Origin of the sequence: Mucilaginibacter defluvii (genome assembly GCF_039543225.1) — a bacterium.
GTDB lineage: Bacteria > Bacteroidota > Bacteroidia > Sphingobacteriales > Sphingobacteriaceae > Mucilaginibacter > Mucilaginibacter defluvii.
In genome coordinates this window covers 989132-1005869 of the sequence record NZ_BAABJI010000002.1, presented here as the reverse complement: position 1 = coordinate 1005869, position 16738 = coordinate 989132, and the positions used below count along the sequence as shown (strand labels likewise).

The 16738-nt window shown below is 46.4% G+C and carries 19 protein-coding genes; 16 read left to right on the top strand and 3 right to left on the bottom strand.

What is annotated here, in order from left to right; translation table 11 throughout:
• Window positions 1-36: 36 nt before the first annotated feature.
• The 9 genes from ABD960_RS10670 to ABD960_RS10630 all read left to right on the top strand — a co-directional run bounded on the left by ABD960_RS10670 (window position 37) and on the right by ABD960_RS10630 (window position 8436).
• Window positions 37-630, top strand: coding sequence for a Crp/Fnr family transcriptional regulator (locus ABD960_RS10670; RefSeq protein ID WP_345331138.1), 594 nt, complete (start codon window positions 37-39; stop codon window positions 628-630).
• A 128-nt stretch (window positions 631-758) separates the two neighbouring features.
• The gene (locus tag ABD960_RS10665) at window positions 759-2153 is read left to right on the top strand and encodes a sensor histidine kinase (RefSeq protein WP_345331137.1); all 1395 of its coding nucleotides are present in this window, start codon (window positions 759-761) and stop codon (window positions 2151-2153) included.
• Window positions 2154-2185: 32 nt separating this feature from the next.
• The gene (locus tag ABD960_RS10660) at window positions 2186-3853 is read left to right on the top strand and encodes an NAD(P)/FAD-dependent oxidoreductase (protein WP_345331136.1); all 1668 of its coding nucleotides are present in this window, start codon (window positions 2186-2188) and stop codon (window positions 3851-3853) included.
• Window positions 3854-3900: 47 nt separating this feature from the next.
• Window positions 3901-4854, top strand: coding sequence for a hypothetical protein (locus ABD960_RS10655; protein WP_345331135.1), 954 nt, complete (start codon window positions 3901-3903; stop codon window positions 4852-4854).
• 25 nt (window positions 4855-4879) lie between these two features.
• On the top strand, window positions 4880-5242 hold the full coding sequence (locus ABD960_RS10650) for a hypothetical protein (RefSeq protein ID WP_345331134.1): 363 nt from the start codon (window positions 4880-4882) through the stop codon (window positions 5240-5242).
• A gap of 70 nt (window positions 5243-5312) precedes the next feature.
• Window positions 5313-6155, top strand: a complete 843-nt coding sequence (locus tag ABD960_RS10645; protein ID WP_345331133.1) for a sialate O-acetylesterase — start codon at window positions 5313-5315, stop codon at window positions 6153-6155.
• Between the two features lie 133 nt (window positions 6156-6288).
• Window positions 6289-7161, top strand: coding sequence for a helix-turn-helix domain-containing protein (locus ABD960_RS10640; protein WP_345331132.1), 873 nt, complete (start codon window positions 6289-6291; stop codon window positions 7159-7161).
• Window positions 7162-7460: 299 nt separating this feature from the next.
• Window positions 7461-7922, top strand: coding sequence for a nuclear transport factor 2 family protein (locus ABD960_RS10635; RefSeq protein ID WP_345331131.1), 462 nt, complete (start codon window positions 7461-7463; stop codon window positions 7920-7922).
• A 73-nt stretch (window positions 7923-7995) separates the two neighbouring features.
• On the top strand, window positions 7996-8436 hold the full coding sequence (locus ABD960_RS10630) for a response regulator (RefSeq protein WP_345331130.1): 441 nt from the start codon (window positions 7996-7998) through the stop codon (window positions 8434-8436).
• 158 nt (window positions 8437-8594) lie between these two features.
• On the opposite strand, the gene ABD960_RS10625 is transcribed toward ABD960_RS10630, so the two are convergent.
• Window positions 8595-9596 (bottom strand): NAD(P)H-dependent oxidoreductase, encoded by a 1002-nt coding sequence (locus tag ABD960_RS10625; RefSeq protein WP_345331129.1) that lies wholly within the window; start codon window positions 9594-9596, stop codon window positions 8595-8597.
• 90 nt (window positions 9597-9686) lie between these two features.
• Here ABD960_RS10625 and ABD960_RS10620 point away from each other — a divergent pair, with 90 nt between their 5' ends.
• Together ABD960_RS10620 and ABD960_RS10615 are read left to right on the top strand one after the other, a co-directional pair.
• Window positions 9687-10091 carry a winged helix-turn-helix transcriptional regulator gene (locus tag ABD960_RS10620; protein ID WP_345331128.1) on the top strand — a complete coding sequence of 135 codons (405 nt, stop codon included), beginning with the start codon at window positions 9687-9689 and terminating at the stop codon, window positions 10089-10091.
• Window positions 10092-10094: 3 nt separating this feature from the next.
• On the top strand, window positions 10095-10235 hold the full coding sequence (locus ABD960_RS10615) for a hypothetical protein (RefSeq protein ID WP_345331127.1): 141 nt from the start codon (window positions 10095-10097) through the stop codon (window positions 10233-10235).
• A 566-nt stretch (window positions 10236-10801) separates the two neighbouring features.
• On the opposite strand, the gene ABD960_RS10610 is transcribed toward ABD960_RS10615, so the two are convergent.
• Window positions 10802-11854 (bottom strand): aldo/keto reductase, encoded by a 1053-nt coding sequence (locus tag ABD960_RS10610; RefSeq protein WP_345331126.1) that lies wholly within the window; start codon window positions 11852-11854, stop codon window positions 10802-10804.
• 194 nt (window positions 11855-12048) lie between these two features.
• The gene (locus tag ABD960_RS10605; protein ID WP_345331125.1) at window positions 12049-12954 is read right to left on the bottom strand and encodes a DUF6268 family outer membrane beta-barrel protein; all 906 of its coding nucleotides are present in this window, start codon (window positions 12952-12954) and stop codon (window positions 12049-12051) included.
• Window positions 12955-13242: 288 nt separating this feature from the next.
• Here ABD960_RS10605 and ABD960_RS10600 point away from each other — a divergent pair, with 288 nt between their 5' ends.
• The 5 genes from ABD960_RS10600 (at window position 13243) to ABD960_RS10580 (ending at window position 16715) form a co-directional block, all read left to right on the top strand.
• Window positions 13243-14133: a sensor histidine kinase gene (locus ABD960_RS10600; RefSeq protein WP_345331124.1), complete on the top strand. Its 891-nt coding sequence runs from the start codon at window positions 13243-13245 to the stop codon at window positions 14131-14133.
• A gap of 4 nt (window positions 14134-14137) precedes the next feature.
• The gene (locus ABD960_RS10595; RefSeq protein WP_345331123.1) at window positions 14138-14887 is read left to right on the top strand and encodes a LytR/AlgR family response regulator transcription factor; all 750 of its coding nucleotides are present in this window, start codon (window positions 14138-14140) and stop codon (window positions 14885-14887) included.
• A gap of 92 nt (window positions 14888-14979) precedes the next feature.
• A complete protein-coding gene (locus ABD960_RS10590) occupies window positions 14980-15543 on the top strand; it encodes a Crp/Fnr family transcriptional regulator (protein ID WP_345331122.1) in 564 nt (187 codons plus the stop codon).
• A gap of 118 nt (window positions 15544-15661) precedes the next feature.
• Window positions 15662-16051, top strand: coding sequence for a RidA family protein (locus ABD960_RS10585; protein WP_345331121.1), 390 nt, complete (start codon window positions 15662-15664; stop codon window positions 16049-16051).
• 133 nt (window positions 16052-16184) lie between these two features.
• Entirely contained in the window at window positions 16185-16715 is a 531-nt protein-coding gene (locus ABD960_RS10580; RefSeq protein ID WP_345331120.1) for an NAD(P)H-dependent oxidoreductase, read from the top strand.
• The last annotated feature ends 23 nt before the right edge of the window (window positions 16716-16738 follow it).

Genomic DNA, 16738 nt, shown 5'->3' with positions numbered 1-16738 from the left:
AAAATTTTGTAAGACTTAACATATTCAACCGTCGCGATGTTCGAAAATATACTTCTTAATGTCAGCAGGAACATCACTTTGACGGATGACGAAAAAGCCACCTTCACCGGGTTGCTGGAACGAAAACTGGTACCCCGCAAGACGGTGCTGCTTCGTGCCGGCGACATCTGCCAGTTCGAAGCCTACATCGTGAAAGGATGCGCAAGGATCTACCATGTCGATATCAATGGCTGCGAGATCATCCTTTCTTTCGCGGTCGAAGACTGGTGGATCAGCGACCTTGCCTCGTTCCATGAGCAGAAGCCGTCGACCTTTTTCATCGAAGCGCTTGAAAAAACGGAGATACTCATGCTTAGTCCGCAGAACAAGCAAAGACTGCTTCGCGAGGTGCCAAAATTCGAACGCGTCTTCCGGATACTGATCCAGCGAAGCCTGTACACCACTCAAAACAGGCTGTTAAGCACGATCGGAAAATCAGCAATGGAAAGATACCTTGAATTCGTTGACCTGTATCCCACCGTCCCGCCGCGTGTTCCGCAATACCAGATCGCGTCCTACATCGGCGTTTCACCCGAATTTATCAGTATCATCAGGAGACGGCTCGCGTCCAAAACCGATCAGGCCCCGTAAGACCGGGATGGTGATGAACATTAGCGATCGGAATTTCGCTGCATCGGTCACCTTATTTGCCCGTTCAACCGCTGTTCCCAGCCGCATTTAAGCGCTCATCCGACGGTCATCATTCAATAACTCAACCTATGAAAGAAGTGACGGTAAACTGGCTCCGGGCCATCGATTATTTTAAAGACGTTCCTGATGAACAGCTGCAATGGTTCATCGACAGCAGTTCCATCCGGGAACTGCCTGCAGGCGGCAGCCTGTTCAGGCAGGGCGACGAGATGCCCGGGCCTTTCGTCATCTTGTCCGGGAAGGTGATCCTGAGCGTCCCGCAGGGCAAGGAACTGCATGAGGCCGGAACGTTCGAGCCGGGCAGTATCGGCGGCCACCTGCCGTTCTCACGGGGCAAGTTTGCGACGATCGTCGCTGAAGCCGCTGAAGACGTTCGCTACCTGGTGCTGCCGAGGAATAAACTGGACGAAATGATCCGCTCGCAGTTTTTGCTGACCCAGGCCCTGGTTCATGTCATGGCGAACCGTATCCGCGAAGCAACAGCGTTCCAGCAACAGAATGAAAAAATGATGGCGCTTGGCAAGCTGTCCGCCGGACTGGCCCACGAGCTTAACAACCCCGCGGCGGCCGTGGTCAGCGGAGCGGCCGCCTTAATTAAACATCTCAAGCTGGTCCCGGACGCATTCAAACGGCTGATGTCGCTTCGGCTGGACCCGAAGGACGTCGATCTTATCGCCGATAAATTATTCGCCGCGCTGTCCCGGAGACCCGTGCTCAGCATGATGGAGCGCTCCGCGCTCGAAGATGATATATTGGAAAGGCTGGAAAAACATGATCTGTCCTGCGCCGCCGAAACGGCAGAAAATCTTGTCGACTTTGGCTTCAGCGTGGCTGACCTGGACGATATCGAAGCGCAGCTCCCGGCTGACGCCGTTGCGGCGGTCCTGAACTGGATCAACAGCAACCTGGTGACCGAAAAGATTGTCACTGATGTGCAGCAGGCCTCCGGCAGGATAGCGGACCTTGTGGGCGCGGTCAAGAATTATACACACATGGACCAGGGCCATGGCAGGCAGCTGGCGGATATCCATGTCGGTATCCGGAGTACGATCACGATGCTGCAGCACAAGATCCGAAATGGGAACGTGCAGGTCGTCGAGGAATTCGACACCGGTTTGCCCGAGGTCAACGCGATGGTCGGGGAACTGAACCAGGTGTGGACCAATCTGCTGGACAACGCGCTGGACGCCATGGAACCTAACAGACAGGGCCGGCTGACCATCACCACCGGCAGGGCGAAAGACTGCGTGCGCATCACGGTCTCGGACGACGGCTGCGGCATTCCCGGAGAGGTGAAGAGCAGGATATTCGATCCGTTCTTTACGACGAAACAGATCGGCAAGGGAACGGGACTCGGACTGGACGTCGTGATGCGGATCGTCAGGCAGCATAAAGGCGCTGTGAGGGTACAGTCCGTGCCTGGCCGGACCGACTTTATCGTGGAGTTTCCCATTAAAGGCTAAGTATCACTTTTAAATATTTAAACTGATAACCTATGAGTTTACCGATCATATTTTGTATTGATGACGATGCCCAGGTACTGCGGGCGATCACCCGGGACCTGAAAAGCCGCTATCGCGACCGTTACCGCATCCTGAGCACGACCATCATCAGCGAGGCGCTGGATAGCCTGCTTGAACTGAACAATAAAGGGGAAGCCGTTGCTTTGTTCCTGGCAGACCAGCGGATGCCCGAAATGCAGGGCGTCAAGTTCCTGATGCGCGCGATGCAGTATTTTCCCGAAGCCAAACGGGCGCTGCTGACCGCTTATTCGGATAAGGATGCCGCGATCCGGGCCATCAACGAGGTGAGGCTGGACTATTACCTGGTCAAGCCATGGGATCCGCCCGAAGAACGCTTATTCCCGGTGATCGACGACCTGCTGCATGAATGGCAGTGTGACTATCATCCGGTGTTCAGGGGGATCAAGGTGATAGGCTATCAGTACTCCCAGAGTTCCCATGAACTGAAGGACTTCCTGGCCGGCAATCTGGTGCCCTATCAGTGGCTGGACGTGAGGACGGATAAGGACGGACAGAAGCTCCTCGCTAACAATGGCCTCAGCGAGGCTGACCTGCCCGTGGTTTTGCTGGAGGACGGCAGCGTTCTTTCCATGCCGGGTCTCGCGGAACTTGCCGGCCGTATCGGTCTGAACCCGCAGATCGAGCGCCGGGACATCTATGATGTGGTGATCATCGGCGCCGGTCCCGCTGGCCTAGCGGCTGGCGTTTACGGCGCCTCAGAAGGATTAAAAACCTTACTCATCGAACGCCGCGCCCCGGGCGGGCAGGCGGGTACGAGCTCGAGGATAGAGAATTATTTAGGGTTTCCGACCGGGCTCAGCGGTGCCGAGCTGACCCGCCGCGCCATCACGCAGGCGACCCGGCTGGGAACGGAATTTCTTTCGCCGTGCTCCGTGCGTTCGATCGGGCAGAAAGACGGATACAAAAGGATCGTCCTGGACGACGCCGAGGATATCCTGACGCGGAGCGTTGTCATCACCACGGGGGTGGATTACCGCAAACTGGATACCGAAGGTGTTGCGGCACTTACCGGCGCCGGCATTTATTACGGCGCCGCCATGACCGAGGCCACCGCCTGCAGGGATAAAGAGGTTTATATCGTGGGCGGCGGAAACTCCGCCGGACAAGCGGCCATGTACCTTTCCAAATTCGCCCGAAATGTTTACATCCTGATCCGAAAGGACGACCTGTCTGCTACCATGTCCGCCTACCTCATCGACCAGATCGCGGCAGAAGAAAACATCCATCTGATGCCGAAGTCAGAGGTCGCCGCCGCACATGGTTCCGACCGGCTCGAGAGCCTCGCTATCCGTTCTTATGAGACGAATGAAGTGACCAATCACCCCGCGGATGCGCTTTACATATTCATCGGGGCCAAACCCTATACTGACTGGATAGAACTGGGCATTATGAAGGATGACAAAGGTTTTCTGCTCACGGGCCGCGATCTCAAGAACCTCACAGATTACGGCAGGATCTGGAAGCAGAGGCGTGACCCATACCTGCTGGAGACCAGTTGTCCGGGTGTTTTTGCGGCAGGCGACGTAAGAGCCGGCGCGATGAACCGCGTTGCGTCCGCCGTCGGGGAAGGATCCATGGCGATCAGTTTTGTTCATAAATATCTTGCCGAGGTGAAATGACCCGGCCACGAACATCAGCAAATCAAAAACAACTATCTTTAAACTATATGACACGCTTTCGCCTGACCTGGTTCCCTGTCATCTGTTTGATACTGGCTTTCGGTTCCCATGCGAATGCGCAGGACTTCGAAAAAACACCCGTATTGCATGGGGACTCCGTCGTTTTCCCCATTACCCTGATCAACGGGTATCCTTTCATCGCCGGTTCGGTGAACGGGGTCAGCGGCAAATTCATGTTCGATACCGGCTTCAGGACATCACTGTCGCTGAATGACAACCTGGTAAATCTTCCCGGCAAAAGGACGAAGAGTACGGGTGTCACCGGCAGCGGGAATGCATTCAGGACCAGCACGAATGACATGATCAGGGAGGTCAGATTTACGAATGGCATCACTTACCGGAACCTCGAAAATGTCAGCAGCGGTAACTACGATTTTCTTCAGAAATATATTACGCCGGATTGTCTCGGCTACCTCGGACACGACTTCTTCGATGGTTATCTTTTCAAGCTGGACTATCTGCACCGGAAGGTGACCTTTTACAGGAACACCGCAGAACGGAACAAAGACCAGGATTTCCTGAAGGGCGAGAAACTATTAGCGGTGATTGGATTTGAGAACAGGAAGCTGCCCAATCATCCCATGGTAAAATTAACGATAAGCGGGACCCCTGTTTTAGGAGCATTTGATACGGGTCAGAACGGCCTGCTGCAACTGGATGAACCTTCTGCCCGAGCCTTGAAAGGCCGGGGCGCTGTTCGCATCTCCGGAACGGACAGCGGCGGCGATACGATACTTACCATTAAGGATATTATCATCGACGGAAAATATAAATCTGACCTAAAGGGCGTAGAGAAGTCTTCGCTGAAGGATACCCGAGTCATCAGAAGAGAGCTCGGGATCACTGAACCAAACCTCATGAATCTGGGTTACCGTTTCTTAACGCAATTTAAAACGATCTGGGATTACGCCAATAAAAAAATTTACCTGCTCGAATACTGATGGAGCGCTTAACCAATTTAAACCCATGAACCTGATGCTTAAAATTACAGGTATAATCATCATCGCTGCAGGCATCCTGCTGACGTTCAGGCCGGAACTGGTCAGTCCGGCCGCATCGCAAATCGCAGGATATGAGCTGATCGAGAAAAGGGTCAGGTGGGGTTTCCTCATCGGCACCGGCATCTTGCTTTGTTTTTTTCAGCACTGGGGTCACCGGGGGATGACCGTCTGGGCAACGCTGGCGGCAATGACCTATGGGATCATCATCGCCCGGCTGATCGGGTCGTTCCTGGACGGTTTTTTCATAAAGCAGTTTTACTGGCTGGTGATCGAGCTGATACTGGCGGCTGTTTTCAGCTGGTTGTACTGGAGACTTATCAGACAGTAAGGTGCTGTGAAGCTGATCTTTGCAGCCAGTGGGCCAAACAAAATAAATTACGGATAACATATAGTCAATTATGATAAAATCTTTCCTAATGATCGGGCAATCCAACATGGGTGGTCGCGGGTATCTCAAAGACGTTAAACCGATCGTTGACGAGAAGATCAGCATGCTGGTGAACGGGCGCTGGCAAATAATGACTGAACCGATCAATTTCGACAGGCCAACCTCCGGCGTAGGGCTTGCCGCATCTTTTGCTGGGGCCTGGAGACTAAAACATGAAGATGGACAGATCGGACTTATCCCGTGTGCTGATGGTGGTTCCAGCCTCGATGACTGGGCGGCAGGCGGACCGCTTTTTGACCATGCGGTGTTGCAGGCGAAACTTGCTTTGCGAACCAGCCAGGTCGACGGCATCCTGTGGCACCAGGGAGAAAATGATAGTATGGCCGGCCGCTCTGCGGTGTACTATGGCAAACTAAGTGTGATCGTAAAGGCACTGCGGGAAGAGTTGAATTTACCGGATGTTCCTTTCATCGCAGGCGGGCTCGGGACCTTTCTTTCAACGGGCAGGTACGGCCAGTACTTTACGGAAAGTGATGCGGTCAATTCAGCTTTATCGAAATACGCCGAGACCACGCCGAACGCTTATTTCGTAACGGCGGAAGGGCTGACCGCCAACGCGGACGGACTCCATTTTGACGCGGTTTCCCTGCGAAAGTTCGGTATTCGATATTTTGAAGCCTACCACAAACGGACGAACGTATGGACACCGCTGCCAGGCGAAAGCGAAATGGTCTCCGTCGTAGAAGAAAGGGAATTGAATCAAGCGGAGAAAAGAATGTTGCTGGAGATCGGTTTTGGTCGCGGCGAGATGACATTAAGCGAGCTGGAAGAAAAGCTGACCGCATTGAAATGATCAGGATAGTTTCCGCCGATCCCATGTTTATGGTATTGAAACGAACGCACGTAATACTAATTAAAATGCTATGCCCCAAAATGACGTAAAAAACAGATCCGGAAACGAGCCTGATCATCAATAACCGCATTATATGGGAGAGATCAGGACCTTCGAATTTACGCCGATTAGTAATGAACGGCAACAGATCCATACTATTTCGTTCGCTAACCGAATAAGGAAAGGCGGCGAAGGCGTATTGAATCCCCACCGTACGAATTTTTACATCCTGTTGTTCGTCACACGCGGCTGTTCAAGGCATATGATCGATTTCGAAGTGCTTGATATCAGCGCGGGAGATTTTTTCATCATCAGACCCGGGCAGGTCCATGCGTTTTATCCATCCGCAGATTCAGACGGTACCATTATTGCATTCACAGAGGACTTTTTACTGCAGCGAGCCGACCTTTGCGTTATTTCCGAGAACACGGAAGCATTGAATGAGCTTTCTATCGGTTGCCATTTTAGTTTACGGGTTAACGACAGTGAGAGGATCGACCGGCACATCCAGATGATTCAGCAGGAATTATGCGGCGCTTATGACGAACTGCAGGAAAGTATATTGCAAAAATATTTATCGTCATTACTGTTGGGTCTTCTTCGTATCAAACGCGGGGACGGACATCTTTTTGCTGAAAATGGCAAGGCACGGCTTTACGCTTTGAAATTTAAATGCCTGGCAGATAAAAGATGTAAAATGCAGTTAACGGTGTCCCAGTTCGCCGCGGAGGTGGGTATCAGTAAGCGAAGCCTTCAAAGGCTGACCGTACTGCATTTCGGCAAAACTCCGAAACTTATGATCCAGGAATCCCTGCTGCTGGAAAGTAAGCGCATGCTTATCGACCCCTCACGTACGGTCAAGGAGATATCCTACGATTTGGGATTTAACGAGCCAACGAATTTCACTAAGTTCTTTAAGAAATTCACCTGCATGTCGCCTGAACAGTTCCGCAAATCACGGCAATGATCGCCCGCCTTTTCCCGCGTCGTATTTTTACCAGTGATCGACCTTTTTTTACCTTTTGCCGCAGCTCTATGCAGCATAGTTTTGGATCGGGTTCAACCTGATCAATTTACATGCACGGTAAAAGATCCGGACGAAGGAGGCTTAGACACCCTTTGTTACCTGATCTTATGATCTCCAGTTCTATCATCGCAGCGGAAATGCGTCGTGACGAGGTGGCGAGAACAGGTGATCCTTTACGCTTTTATTTTGACCAGTAGCTCGAAACGTCATTATTTCACTTAACTATAAATACATCACACATGAAAACTCCTGTCGAAACCATTGAGCTTTTTCTGGCGAACACAACCAATCCCGATGTTATAGAATCGATCGTTGATGCGAACGCTACTTACATCTCTTTAAACTTTAACAATCCTGAATTGCAGAAGATCATGCCCTGGGCAGGCACACACCACGAAGGGGCAACAGGCTTCATCAATACCTTTGCCGGGGTCAATGATTTCTGGACGATCCAGGCTTTCGAAGTGCAGGATATCTTTTCAGAAAACGAAAAAGTGGCGGTCTTTGGCAGTTTCACCTACACCTCCAGGTCCCTTAACAAACAAGTCACTTCGCCTTTCTCGATCCTTGCAAAAGTGAAAGAGGGTAAAATTTATCATTTCATGTTCATGGAGGATACTTTTGCAACAGCCGGTAGCTTTAGAGTAACGCCGGCCGGAACGTTCCAAAGCGATCCAAAGGCCACTGAGTTCACATTGTAATCTCAGTGGTATGCGATCTCATTGATCCATATCAATGAGATCGCAACCATTAAATTTTTTTAAGGAACGTTGCATGTCCCATGATCTATCTAACGGGGCAAAAGCAACTGGTCTGGGATTGCGAAACATGCAAAATTATATGTTGACAGAGAAGCGAAAAGTCATGATCATCGATGACGATGCAGATATTTGCGATATTATGCACGATGTTCTTCATTACGAAGGATTTGAAGTGAAATGTTTATTAGGACCTGACCGACTGTTCGAAGAGATAGCTGCTTTTAAGCCACAAGTTATTATCCTGGACTATATTTTAAAGGGCATCACTGGCGGTGAGGTCTGTTCGGAGCTGAAAAAACGCAGATCAACCTCCGTCTTACCAATTATATTAATGTCAGCTTATCCTCGTGTATCAAAGTCTACGGTTGATTGTTGCTTTGAAACTTTTATCGCCAAACCTTTTGACCTGGAAGAGTTCGTGAGCGCCGTTAGGCACCTTGCGATTGGACATTGACTATTGTATTGAATGCAGCGGTATGATCAACTTTGGCAGTCTTATATACTGAATAGAAAACAAACTCGCCGCGGCTAATCAGGCAATCTCATTGATTCGTAATATGCCTCCAATAAGTACTTTGCTGCCTGCATATAAGTTAATAACAGAGCCGAATCTCAAACGCTTACGACATATTTTGCAATTATAGGTCTGTCGCCATTCTCATCCCAGATCAATTCCCAGTTTTCTGTTTCAACGACATCAATTTCTTTTCGGCTTTCTTTTTCTTCGGCCAGGAAATGAACCTGAAAACGTACGTCGAATCGATTTCTTTCTGTTTCCTCGATCACTAAGTTCTTTACTTCATGCTTTATCGGAGCTTCCAGCTTTTCCCTTATTGAATAATACCATGAATTAAACTCGGTATGTCCTTTCATGTTACCGTAACCTGGAAATGTGAATTCAATATCTTGATGAAGATACTGGATAAAGTAACCGTTTTCATCCAGTACATCGAAATGTTTAAACCATTTGTGAATGAAATTTTCCACTTTTTCTTTATTCCCTTTTGAGAAATCCTGAATTTTTTCAATCAGTCTTTCTGCATGCGCAATAGCATTTTCTCTTACTTCCGACATGGAGTTAAGTACTTCTGGAACATAAGCATTTCGATAAGAATACAAAGGTGGATTGTAAATCATCTGTATGTGATAAACCGATTGCTGCATTGGTTTTAAAATATCTTCGATACTGAAACGATTATACCCAAGTGGTGTAAAAGACTCTCTTGATCCTCCTAACGTAATACTTTGTAAAAAATGTTTGCCTTTAAGTTTGTCTCCGCCGGTACCATAAGCGAATCCCCAGGTCATTACATCATCTACATATTTTTTTAAAATAGCCGGTGTAGCATACCAGTAAAGCGGATGCTGAAAGACTATAAGATCTGCGTTGAGCAAAGCAGCCTGCTCTGCATTTATATCGATCTTAAAATCTGGGTATAACGATTCGAGATGACGCACCTCTAATTGAGATTCTGGTAGCGCTTTTTTGATATGCCCAATAATTGTTTTGTTAGCTATTGAACGCTCTATGTCTGGATGCGAAAGTATTATTAAGGTTTTTCTGTCGAGACGATTTAATGTATTTATTCGAGTCGTCGAACGTGTTGTCGTCATTTTTTAACTATATAAATTATAGTCCAAAACTATTCTCAAATTTGTAAACCATCAATAACTGTCAAAATTGACAGGTTGCAATTATTAAAAATGAATGACAAAAGGTTAATACGGACTACTAAAATAAATGATATAAAATTCCATTGTGAGATGGATGTGGCGATGCATTACGTAGGCGGAAAATGGAAAACCGTGGTGCTTTGGTACCTGATAGAGGGTAAAAAAAGGTTTCATGAAATAAAGAAACATATCCCTAATATCACCGAAAAGATGCTTTCTATTCAATTAAAAAGTCTGGAAGAGGACGGGATCATCAAAAAGGAAGTTTTTAATCCTAAACCGCCTTTGCGAGTAGAGTATTCATTAACAGATTTTGGCAAGACACTTGTTCCATTATTGGAATATATGGTTACCTGGGGACGTTTCGTTGTGAAAGAGAAATCATACTCTATTCACGTTAATACAATATCTACAGAAGCAGATATCGACTTATAAAAGATGACCACCATATTCAGGGCATTATCCATTAATGCTTATTGGCCGGTACCGTTGGAAAACATGGCGCCCGGGCATTTCCCTGATTTCCATCCAAATCCTGACTTCATGCCAGCGATGAAAAAGATATACAGCATGGCGTAAATACAGGCGCTGGAAGCTTATTGGATGAATAAGTATAACACGTTTCGACATCCATTTCTTTCGTCAGATTACAATTGTTAATGAATGAAGTGTAGCTGAATTATGCAGGGCTCATGGCATCGGCCGACAAACTTTGCACCAGCATGTTGAGCGGTATCTTTGCAAGTCGCCGGTCTTGTTTCGTAAGACCCTCAGATTCCGCAAGGACATGAAAAGCTTTCAGCCGGATCGGGTGACGCGGGGGGAAGACCAACTATCAGCTTTAGCCAATCACTTCGATTGCCACAGAATCCGGATTTCAGCAACTTTTCAGGCTGGTAACGGAGAGTTGAACCTGATTTTCATCGATTAAGTCGTTCTCCGCGAAATAATTTTCAGATAAGGCCGATGACCTTACTGTTAAGCATTGTCGAGATTTTGATTTTGAATGCAATGGCCAACCTGGTTTACCTAATTCTACCCTGAGATATATTTAAAAAAAATGCGTCTAAGAGGCGGTAATCTTGCTATATAGCTTGAAAGCGTTGACAGGTCAAAGATGATCGCCAACGCTTTTGAATTTATATTTAAGAAGAACGGCCTTCCCAGATGTTAACCTGGCCAAGACGGTCGGCACCTTGTGTGTTTAGCATCCAACCCGGATATTCAGGTGGTAAAGTGCTCGCCTCATCCAACTGATTTATTTCATCTGATGATAATTGCAGTTCTATCGCCGCAATATTATCATCAAGCTGGTCTTTTCGCTTCGCGCCAATTACTATAGAAGTTACTGCTTGTTTAGCTAAAAGCCAGGCAAGCGCTATACGTGCCGCGCTACAATTATGCGCCTTTGCTATCGGGGCAATCACATCCAGTATTTTCCATGCCCGTTCTTTGTCCACTATCGGAAAGTCAAAGCCGGATCTCCTGGAATTTACCGGATTCTGGTTCTCCCTGCTGAACTTGCCGGAAAGCAAGCCACCGGCCAGCGGGCTCCAAACCATCAGTCCTAATTTTTCCTCTTCCAGTAAAGGCACAATTTCGCGCTCCAAATCCCGGCCTGCTATCGAATAATAAGCCTGTAAAGAATCAAAACGGGCCAGGTTTTTTGCTGAAGAGATACCTAGCGCTTTCGCAATTTTCCAGGCCTGCCAGTTCGAACAGCCAATATAACGCACTTTGCCCGAGCGTACCAGGTCATCCAGTGATCGTAAAATTTCCTCTGTTGGGGTCAGAATATCGTTAGCGTGTATCTGGTAAAGATCAATATGATCCGTCTGCAGGTTTTTTAAACTGGCTTCCACGCCATCCATAATATGTTTACGCGAGGCGCCTACATCATTTCGGCCCGGTCCTGTCCGCGAGTAGACCTTAGTGGCAATAACTACATCTTTCCTGGCAATGTTCAGGTTTTTAAAAGCCTGTCCAAGTATCCGCTCACTTTCACCAGCCGAGTATACATCCGCCGTATCAAAAAAGTTGATACCGGCATCAAACGAACTTTTAATAAGCTGATCGGCATCTGCCTGCCCTACATTGCCAATGTGTCCGTAAATACCAGTTCCGGGGCCCATGGTCATGGTGCCTAAACAAAGGCGCGAAACCAGCAGTCCTGTGTTTCCTAATGTTTTGTATTCCATAGTTCAGTTTTTAAGTAAATGAGTTGTAAGACAAATGTAAATGCATGGAACCGCGGTTTAGATGAAGTAATCAAACCAGAAACTGCAAAAATCAAACCTTCTAAATGATGCTTATTTTACCAGGATGACAAACCTGAACTTTTTAGTATGATTCGTGATAGGGAGGCAACCGTTATTTGCATAATTGCCGTCACTTAAAACCCGATCTGCAGACCGGCCGCGGCATAAAGCGACCCTCTGAATGAGTACCCTTTATCCTGAAAAATAGTCTTCAAGCTCCGGTTTGTAATCTGTGCCGTACGGGTAGCATTCACGCCAAAGGTAAGGGGAATGATCATTCGTTTTCCTAACCTTATCTCCGGGCGGAGGCCAAAAACAACGTACTGATGGGTAAATATCTTATCCTTGCCTCCCTGCTCCAGTAAAGCCATTTGCCCGTTAACTTCCATTACCAGGTTCAGCTTAATGTTTTTATTAAAATTGTAACCGGCCGATACTTCCAAACCATCACGCAGCGATGCCTGAACCGAGTAACGCCCGCCCGTTCTCCAATTTAGGTAAAATGCCGGGAACAACATAGGGAAACCAAATGAGTTATTCAGCGCAAGTCCACCTCCAAGGTCAAGGTTAGGCCTTAAATGCCTGATAAATATTGCACTTACGCTTCCAAGTACATTTTTGAACCTGAGTTTCGAAATATCAGTAGTAGGCATAAATATACCGCCGCCGATACCTGTCCGGAGCGACCAACGTTCATTTAGCGGTCGCAGGTAGTTTAAGCTTACTCCTACATTCAACACCTCGTTAATAACCAGCGGTTGGGTAAAATTTTTGTTGTTAAGGTTCACATAGGCGCCACCAATACCCACCGACCATATGGTAGGCTGGTTCCGTTCATTTACTTTTTTTGATAGCGGAATATTAATACCGCCCTGGTACACCATGGCCGAGCCCCGGCTGTTGCCTATGCGCTGGCTGGAATCACCTTGGGTCATCTGGTAACCCGATTCACCAAAATACTCTGTTTTAAAAAAGGCTTGCGCATTGCTTTTAGCAGCGGCAAAGCTCATAATAATTGCGATAATGAATAATGATCTCATACGTTTTTAATGAATAATTTTAAATGATTCAGACGTCCCCTGCGTCTTTCCAAAACAAATATGAGTTGACGGCACAGCGCGGTTACAATTCTTTTGACCGATGGTTCCCAGGCTTTGACGGATGGTAGCCGCGCTGTAAATCAATCCGTTTACCTTTGTAGTATGATTTTGTTAAAGAATTTTAATCGGTTCATTATTCTGATCTGGATATTTCTGGCTGTTATTTTTTGGTGCAGGTACATACCTGATTCATCGGTGCCGGAAGGTGGTTTGCTTTCCATTTGCGTTTTGGCGTGCTTATACCCGTTTACTACTTATTTAAGTAGAACCCTGCTGCAAAAGGCCATGCGCCAAAAGAAAATGCTTTTATTTACCGGGCAGTTCTTCCTTGTATCTATTGTAACTGCATTGCTTATACCTGCCGTTCTTCACGCCTTTCTTTATCTGGAACAAAGCGGCTTTTTTCCACCATCTGATCTGGTATTAGGTAAAAACCTGTTTGTAATACTGTTTATCAATGCCTTAATGGTGTCCTTATTTGTGAATTTTGGGTTTTGCGGATTACGTTTCCATGAGGAGAGCATGAAACTTCATGAAGCCTTGGTTGAATCGCAGTTGCAATTGCTGCAACAACAGATCAGTCCGCATTTTATGTTCAACGTGTTAAACCACATCAATATACTGATGCGCGAAGATGTAAGTTTAGCCTCTGCATTGCTGATCAGGTACGCTAAAATACTTCGTTACCAGTTGGATAACGACAAGAATAAAAAGGGGAACCTGGGGAAGGACGTCCAGTTTTTACAGGACTTTGTCGAGATCCAAAAAATAAGATGGGGGGAGGAGTTGGATATCTGCTGCTCGTGGAAGATGGAGAACTGCGACAGAGAGTTTCCGCCTTTGTTACTGATTACTTTTATAGAGAATGCTTTCAAGCACGTGTCCCGCGGTGTTACAGATAAAGCTTATGTAGACATAAATTTCATCCAAACAACTCAATATGTTTGTTTAAACGTTAAAAATTCCAAGTCGATTATCCAGCGCGACAAATATCCTGTGTCCGGAATTGGCCTGTTAAACGTAAAAAAGCGGTTGGACATTCTTTATGGTGCGAATTATGATTTGACCGTTGAAGATTCAGAAACCACTTATTATACCAAATTGCACATCAGTTTATAGTATTATGAGCGAAGTAGTATCGAGGCAAACAAGCAGTAGGCTTTTAAAATGCCTTATTATTGATGATGAGCCGATTGCCATTAAAGGCGTAGTTAATTTGATTAACCAGTTGGGTTTTTTAGAGGTTGCAGGTACCAGCACCTCTGCCATAAAAGCCGCGGAAATCTTAAAAACCAAAGAAATAGACTTGATGTTCCTGGATATTAATATGCCCATGTTATCCGGACTTGAGTTTTTAGGATCATTAGAGCGGGCACCGCTTACTATCATGACCACCGCCTATTCGGAACATGCGCTGGAAGGGTTCCGGCTAAACGTGGTGGATTACCTGATGAAGCCCCTGGAGTTTCAGCGCTTTTTTCAGGCTGCTAACAAAGCATTAGACATATATCAATCCCGTATTATATTACAAAATAGAGAAGGGGCTGATTCAGACATGTATATCCGGCAGGGTGACACCTTTCAACGGATAGAGTGGCAGGACATATTATTTGCAGAGGGAATGCAGAACTATCTAAAGTTACATTTTACCGATAAAGCTTTTATCATTCATCAAACCATGGCATCGTTAGAGGAGATGCTGCCAAAAGACTGGTTTTTCAGAATACATCAGTCGTTTTTGGTTAATACCCATAAAATAGATGCAATTTCCGGCGGAAGAGTTTTTATCAACGGAAAGCAGCTTCCTGTTTCGCGCCATAGAAAAGAAGATCTGCTTAGGTCGGTTGTGTATGGCAAGTTGATAAGTAAATAAAGTACTGATTCAGAAGGCTACATTTATGCTTGAGCCAAAGCTCCAAGTTCGCCCTGCTGATAATGCAACCGTTTTGTATAATTGCATTACTTATGAGTCATCAACTGCGCGAACATATTGAGAAGGTCATATCGCTTACCGACGAAGAGTATCAATTTATCTTCAGCCATTTTACGCATAAGCGCTACAAAAAGCACCAGTTTATGGTACAGGTTGGCGAACCTGTACTGCACAATTATTACCTGCTATCGGGTTTGACCAAACTCGTTTACACAGATCAAAAAGCGAAGCAACATATACTGGCATTTGCTATGGAAGACTGGTGGGATAATGATTTTCAGGCCTACTATACCCGAACCAACGCGACGCTATCTATGGAATGCCTGGAAGATACCGAAGCACTTTGCCTCTCGCTCGATAATTTTAAGGCTTTAAGGGTGGGCTTGCCTAAAATTGAAGCCTTTTTTCTGGAAAGAGTAACGAACGGTTTTCTTGCTGCACAGCGCCGGATACTGTCGTTAATGACCACCAGCGTTCAGGAGCGGTACGAACAGTTGATACGGCAACAACCAAAGTTATTACAGCGCGTACCCAAAACGCAGCTTGCTGCTTACCTTGGCGTATCCAGAGAGGCATTAAGCAGGCTCAGCTTTTGATGTGATATTGCGCACAACACTTTTGTGACCTACCTCACAGGCGTATTCAATTAATTATAAAGAACTTTGGATATGATCAAACACTAATTTGATCTGTTATATAATAAAGATAAAAACTATGGAAAAGCGCATTATTAATCCCTGGAAATGGCAGGATGACCGCCATTATGTTCAGGCGGTAGAAGTTACACAAGTACAAGGAACGCTCTATTGTGCTGGTCAGGCAGCAGTATTACCTGATGGTACTTCAAGCACAGCAGATATGAAAACGCAGCTGTTGATCGCGATCGAAAACCTTGAAAGGGTAATAACTCAAGCTGGTTATGAAACTAAAAATATAGTTAGACTAACAGTTTATACCACCTCTCATGAGGAATTTTTAGCTGTTTTTGACACCTTTGGTGAGTGGATTGCCAAGAACGATATTAAGCAGGCCGGAACATTTGTGGAAGTCAAGGAGCTTTACGAAACCTTGAAGGTGGAGTTGGAAGCTACCGTTGTAAGATAATGAAACAGCTACAGGCTGAGCATATGCGAACATTGATGTTGTATATGCGTTAATGCTGTGGCGTTTAACCTTTAACCTGTAAAAAAGCGGTATTGTATGCCTATGCTATAATATCGCTTTTGAATTTTCAAGAATGAAAACCCTTATAATAGCAATTCATCCAAATATCGAAACCTCGGTCGTAAGCAAGCGATGGATCGAGGAGCTAAATAAATACCCTGATCTGTATAGGGTCCATCAGCTGTATAAAGCTTACCCGGATGAACAGTTAGATGTTGAGGCGGAACAGAAGCTGGTAGAAAAGTTCGATAAGATCGTATTTCAGTTTCCATTCTATTGGTTTAACTGTCCTTCGTTTTTTAAGAAATGGCTTGATGAGGTAGTGCTGCCAGGCTGGGCATTCGGCAGGGAAAGCGAGTTTGGTTTGGCCGGTAAAAAGATAACCATGGCTATCTCGACCGGCATCGCGGAGCATGATTATCAACCTTCGGGTAAATACGGGATCACCGTTGAGAAACTTATTCGCCCGTTCAAATTGAGCTTTGATTATATCAGGGCTGAGTATCGCCCGCCATTCGTTTACTTTGGTATAGACGATCATTCATCTGCTGACTGGATAGAAAAAAGTGTTCCTAAATATTTAGAGTTCCTCAAGACACTTTAAGCTTATCTGCGAAATTCACATCA